Genomic DNA, 5,591 nt, shown 5'->3' on the forward strand with positions numbered 1-5,591 from the left:
GACGTCCTGCGACTTGATGCGGTGGCGTTCATGTGGAAGCGCATGGGCACGCGCTGTCAGTCCGAGCCGGAAGTCCACATGATCCTGCAGGCCTTGCGGGCCGTGTGTCGCATTGTTTGCCCGGCGGTGATCCACCTGGAAGAAGCGATTGTCAGCCCGCAGGAAATGCTGCCCTACCTCGGGCGCGGCGCGCACGACGGCAAGGAGGGCAACCTCGCCTATCACAACTCACTGATGGTGCAGTTTTGGTCTGCTCTTGCATCGCGCGACACAAGGCTCATGACCCACATTCTGCGGACGCATTTTCCGACAATTTTGCGCAATGCCACCTACGCCACATACATCCGATGCCACGATGATATTGGCTGGGCGATCACTGACGAGGACGCCCGCGCTATAGGGGCAACCGGACATGGTCACCGCGCCTTCCTGCGCGATTTCTATGCTGGTGATTTCCCAGGCAGCTTCTCTCGCGGCGTCTTGTTTGGCGTCAACGAGGGCACAGGCGACAGCCGTATGTCCGGCAGTTTTGCGTCACTTGCGGGCCTGGAAACTGCGCTGGAAAGCGGAGACGCAATCGCCGTGCAACGCGGCGTTGACCGCATTCTTCTGGGCCATGCCCTAATCGCCGCCTATGGTGGCATCCCGCTGATCTACATGGGCGATGAGATCGCGATGCTGAACAATCAAAGCTATCTCGATCAGTCGGAAAAATCGCACGACAGCCGCTGGATACATCGCCCTGTTATGGACTGGTCGCGCGTTCAGGCCGCTCGAACCGAGGCCGCAAAGACGCCCGAGGCGCTCGTGTTTCAAGGCACCAGAACCATCCTCGAACGGCGAAAAGCAACGCCCGAATTGCATGCAGCGTATCCTACCAAGATCGTCGATACCCCTAAGTCAGGCATCTTCGCGATCATCCACGAGGCCCCCACCGGAGCGCTGCTTTGCCTGTTCAACTTCACCGAAAACTGGACGGCAGTTCCCGGCGAGTGGGCCTTGGAGCAGGGCGTCCGCGACCTTTATGATGCCTTGTCCGACCGCCTTGTGACGCTTTCCGACGGTAATGTGGCGTTGCCCCCTTACGGGCGCGTGTGGCTGCGGTAAGGTCAGCAAAACAGAAGGTGACACATGCCGGACATTCCAAACGCAGATGGACGTGACTTCTGGTCCGGCCCGAGCGGCCTCAGTTGGATCGCTTCGCAGGAAGAACTCGACACGATCATGGCCGATGTCGCCTCTGCTGTTATGGAGACCGCAGCGCCGAACGCCGGTGATAAGGTCATCGACATTGGCTGCGGCACTGGCGCGCTGTCGCTCCTTGCGGCCAACGCCGTTGGTGCGGACGGTCACGTCCTTGCCACCGACATCTCAGAGCCCCTCCTGTTGCACGCGGGCGAGCGTGGCCAAACGGTCCCGCAAATGTCGACGCTTTTGGCGGATGCGCAGATCGCAGACTGGCCCACTACAGGCTTTGACCTCGCCATCTCCCGCTTTGGTGTCATGTTCTTCAACGATCCCCCTGCGGCCTTCGCCAACATCGCCCGCGCACTAAAACCCGGCGGAAGGATCGCTTTCGCCGCATGGGCGCCTGCACAAGACAACCCGTTCTGGGAGCTGCCCGCACGCGCCGCCTCCGCCCGCTTAGGGCGCCCTCCGAAACCCGAACCCAATTCACCCGGCCCCTTAGGTCTCGCCGATATCAACCTCGCCCAAGCCCGCCTCCAAGCAGGTGGCCTCATCAACGTTGGCGGGCGCGAAATCATTGTTTTCCTCAATCACCCCGGCGGCGCATCGGCGATGGCCAGCCTTTGCGTTCGTATCGGAGCCGCCCGTCGCGTGATCAACCACTTCAACGGTACGCCTGAAGACGCTGCCGCAATCGAAGCCACGCTGACCGATAGCTTCGCGCCTTTTGAGACAAACGGCGCGGTCGCTCTCCCTGCCCGCATCAACCTTCTGACCGCAAGTCGCCCCGCCTAGGTTCTTTGGGTCCGGAAAACCCCGGGTGAGCGGGCAACGCTCGCGAGGGCAGAGCCCTAATTCCGCTTGCAAAACCTTGCTCTTGGACGACTGCATCGTCATATAGGTCCGAAACGACAAGGGTCCGAGCATGCAGAACTACCTCGAGTTCGAAAAACCTCTCGCTGAAATTGAAGGCAAGGCCGAAGAGCTTCGTGCTATGGGGCGCGCCAATGACGAAATGGACGTCGAAAAAGAAGCGAAGGCGCTTGATAAAAAGGCCGAGCAGCTTTTGAAAGACCTCTACAAAGACCTCACGCCATGGCGGAAATGTCAGGTTGCCCGGCACCCAAATCGCCCACATTGCAAAGACTATATCGAAGCTTTGTTCACCGAATACACACCGCTTGCCGGCGACCGAAACTTCGCTGACGACCATTCCATTATGGGCGGACTTGCTCGGCTCGACGGACGCCCGGTGATGGTGATCGGCCATGAAAAGGGCAACGATACCGCGTCGCGGATCGAACGCAACTTTGGCATGGCGCGCCCCGAAGGGTATCGTAAGGCCATCCGTCTCATGGACTTGGCCGACCGCTTCAACGTCCCTGTTGTGACCTTGGTCGATACCCCCGGTGCCTATCCCGGCAAAGGCGCAGAAGAGCGTGGTCAATCCGAAGCCATCGCGCGCACGACTGAAAAATGCCTGCAACTTGGCGTGCCGCTTGTCAGCGTTATCATCGGTGAAGGCGGATCAGGCGGAGCGGTTGCTTTCGCCAGCGCCAACCGCGTCGCAATGCTAGAGCATTCGGTCTATTCAGTGATCTCGCCGGAAGGCTGCGCCTCGATCCTGTGGAAAGACGCCGAAAAAATGCGCGAAGCTGCGGAAGCGCTGCGCCTGACTGCTCAGGACCTTCACAAACTTGGCGTCATCGACCGCATTATTGCCGAGCCATTGGGCGGCGCCCAGCGCGGCGCGCAGGCGACGATCAAAGTCGTTGGCGAGTGCATCGACGATATGATCTCCAAGCTTTCATCGCTGTCGCGTGATGAAGTGCGCCACGCGCGTCGCAAGAAGTTTCTCAATATCGGCGCCAAGGGATTGGCCGCCTAACTCGTTTCGCTATCTGACGCTGGGGTGGCGGCTGTCCGGATTGCGGTCATTTCCTTGCTCAACTCATCTTGCCACGTTCCCCGGACTTCCTGCACGGCCTCCATGTAGGCGGCATTCTCGGTCGGCACGATACCCGGAATATACGATCCCGCGACTTGCACCATCGCTTTACGGTCCATTTCATCAAAGGCATTCGCCATGGCTTGGGCCGCCCCCTGCGGCACACCAAGCGCCACATAGGCAGATCGACCCATGCGGATCGAGGCATCATATGTTTCGCGGATGATGTCCCGGCACCCGACAGCATATAGATCATAGACGTGGTGGCGGTTGCACGCCCGCGCCATAACATGAAGGTTCGGATAATTCTCAATGGCGTATTTGGCCAGCTCGGTGATCTTCTCCTGATCATCAATTGAGATAATCAGCAGCTTTGCCTCGGCGATGCCCGCAGCGGCCAACAGGTCAGGGCGCATGGCGTCGCCATAGTAAGCACGGGCTCCGAACTTGCGAAGCGTGTCGATCTGTTCAGAGCTATAGTCGATCACAGTGGTCGAGTAGCCTGCCGATTGCAGCATCCGGTCGATCACTGTCCCGACGCGGCCGAAACCAGCAATGATCACGCTGCCCCCCTCTTCGATCTCGTCCTGATCGCGGTTCAACGCTGTATTGAAGCGCGGCGCAATCACCCGGTCATACAGAATGAACAAGGCAGGTGTCAGCACCATCGACAAAGCGATGACCAGCAAAAGCTGATCCGCCACGGATTGCGGGATCACCGAGCTTGCGACGGTGAAGCTAAGCAGCACAAAGCCGAATTCTCCGGCCTGAGCGAGGCCCAGCGTCAGCAACCATCGGTCCGTGCCGCGCAGACCAAACAGCGTGCCCAGAACGAACAGAACGCCCCCTTTGATCGCCATCAGTCCAAGCGTCATCGCAATCACAAGGCCAAGGTTATCGAACAGCAGCAGGAAATTGATCCCGGCGCCGACGGTCATGAAGAACAGCCCAAGCAACAGCCCGCGAAAGGGGTCGATGTCGGATTCCAACTCGTGGCGGTATTCGCTGTTGGCAAGAACAACGCCAGCAAGGAACGTCCCCAAAGCGGGGGACAGCCCGACAAGCGTCATCAACAACGCAATCCCGACCACCCCCATTAAGGCTGCAGCGACAAATAATTCCCGCAACCCCGCCGTCGCGATGTAGCGGAAAAGTGGCCGCGTCAGGTAGTTTCCGCCCAATATAACCGCAGCAATTGCGGCCAGCGTAACAAGCGCGGTTTGCCAACCGTTCAGGCCATCGACAAGGCTCATCGACGGCCCATGATCGCCGCCGCCGTGGTCATCTTCACTCTGGCTTTCACCATGCGCGACGTCTGCACCTTGGGTCGTGTTTGTCGCGTGGATTTCTGTGACGCCATGCCCGTCCGTACCGATCCAAGCGGTATCCATAAGGTCAGGCATTGCCAGCAAAGGCACCAACGCAAGGATCGGAATAACCGCGATGTCCTGGGTCAAAAGGACCGAGAAGCTCGACTGTCCGCCGTCCGACTTCATCAGGCCTTTCTCATTCAACGTCTGCAAAACGATTGCGGTCGAAGAAAGAGCAAGAACCAGTCCAATCGCCAATGCAATCGTCCAGACCTGTCCGAACGCTAGGGCCACTGCCATCACCGCGCCCGTGGTTAATACGACTTGGCCCCCGCCAAGCCCCAAAAGCTGACCCCGCATGGACCACAGGTTTTTGGGCTCAAGCTCAAGCCCCACGAGAAACAGCATCATGACCACGCCAAATTCGGCAAAATGCTGAATTGAGACAACATCTACGTTGAGCAACGCCAGAAGTGGAGAAATCACAATGCCGGCAATCAGATAGCCAAGCACCGACCCCAGCCCAAGTCGCGCGGCAATCGGGACGGAAATCACACCAGCCACAAGGAAGATGAAAGCAAGCAGTAGAAAGTCGGTCATGGAAAGTCTCCTTGTCGCCAGACAGCACAAACGCCCGGAAGCGCACCGTTTGCTAACGGGATCAGCACGTCAAGGGGCGGAGGGTTGCAGGCTGGTGAAACGGGGACATCGAGAATTATCTCGAACATTGTTCATAAAAGGAAGCACGTCATGCTTATTCGTACTTTGACCCTCGCCGCTGCCGCATCTGTCCACGGTTCGGCCGCCATTGCTTCGGGTGTTTCAACCGCCGTCGCCGTCCCAATCGTCATTGTAGGATCGGCCCTTTACGTCACCGGTTCGGCCCTTGAGTCCGTCGGCGATACGGTTGTCGGCGCAGGCGCTGACCTTGCGCAAGTCGGCAACGCGCCCCTCATCGTGGACACGAAGACTGCCCCCAACCGCGCACCATCGCTTGATTAAGGGATCGCCAGAATGAAACGTGTTATCGCCATTATTTTCGCTGGCATGGTCGCGCTTTTGCCAACCATTGCTCCGGCGGGCAGCAGTGAAGCAGCCCACGCTTTCCTACCCGCCAATCAGGTCGCGACTTTCTCGAACCGCGT

Annotated in this window: 4 protein-coding genes and 1 pseudogene; 4 read left to right on the forward strand and 1 reads right to left on the reverse strand. The window is 58.9% G+C overall.

The features are described from left to right. The 3 genes and pseudogenes from Q1B15_RS16605 to Q1B15_RS16615 form a co-directional block, all read left to right on the forward strand. A pseudogene (locus Q1B15_RS16605) lies at window positions 1-1,107 on the forward strand (alpha-amylase); the annotation flags it as partial. A 24-nt stretch (window positions 1,108-1,131) separates the two neighbouring features. Continuing rightward, window positions 1,132-1,983 (forward strand): class I SAM-dependent methyltransferase, encoded by an 852-nt coding sequence (locus Q1B15_RS16610; protein ID WP_299755738.1) that lies wholly within the window; start codon window positions 1,132-1,134, stop codon window positions 1,981-1,983. Window positions 1,984-2,113: 130 nt separating this feature from the next. Continuing rightward, window positions 2,114-3,076 (forward strand): acetyl-CoA carboxylase carboxyltransferase subunit alpha, encoded by a 963-nt coding sequence (locus Q1B15_RS16615; protein ID WP_299755741.1) that lies wholly within the window; start codon window positions 2,114-2,116, stop codon window positions 3,074-3,076. Here the strand turns inward: Q1B15_RS16615 and Q1B15_RS16620 are convergent. Beyond that, entirely contained in the window at window positions 3,073-5,046 is a 1,974-nt protein-coding gene (locus Q1B15_RS16620; RefSeq protein WP_299755743.1) for a cation:proton antiporter, read from the reverse strand. The two genes, Q1B15_RS16615 and Q1B15_RS16620, sit on opposite strands and share 4 nt — an antisense overlap. Window positions 5,047-5,196: 150 nt before the next feature. On the opposite strand from Q1B15_RS16620, the gene Q1B15_RS16625 reads away from it, so the two are divergent. Continuing rightward, entirely contained in the window at window positions 5,197-5,448 is a 252-nt protein-coding gene (locus Q1B15_RS16625; RefSeq protein ID WP_299755744.1) for a hypothetical protein, read from the forward strand. Window positions 5,449-5,591: the final 143 nt, after the last annotated feature.

Origin of the sequence: uncultured Boseongicola sp., assembly GCF_937988555.1 — a bacterium.
GTDB lineage: Bacteria > Pseudomonadota > Alphaproteobacteria > Rhodobacterales > Rhodobacteraceae > Boseongicola.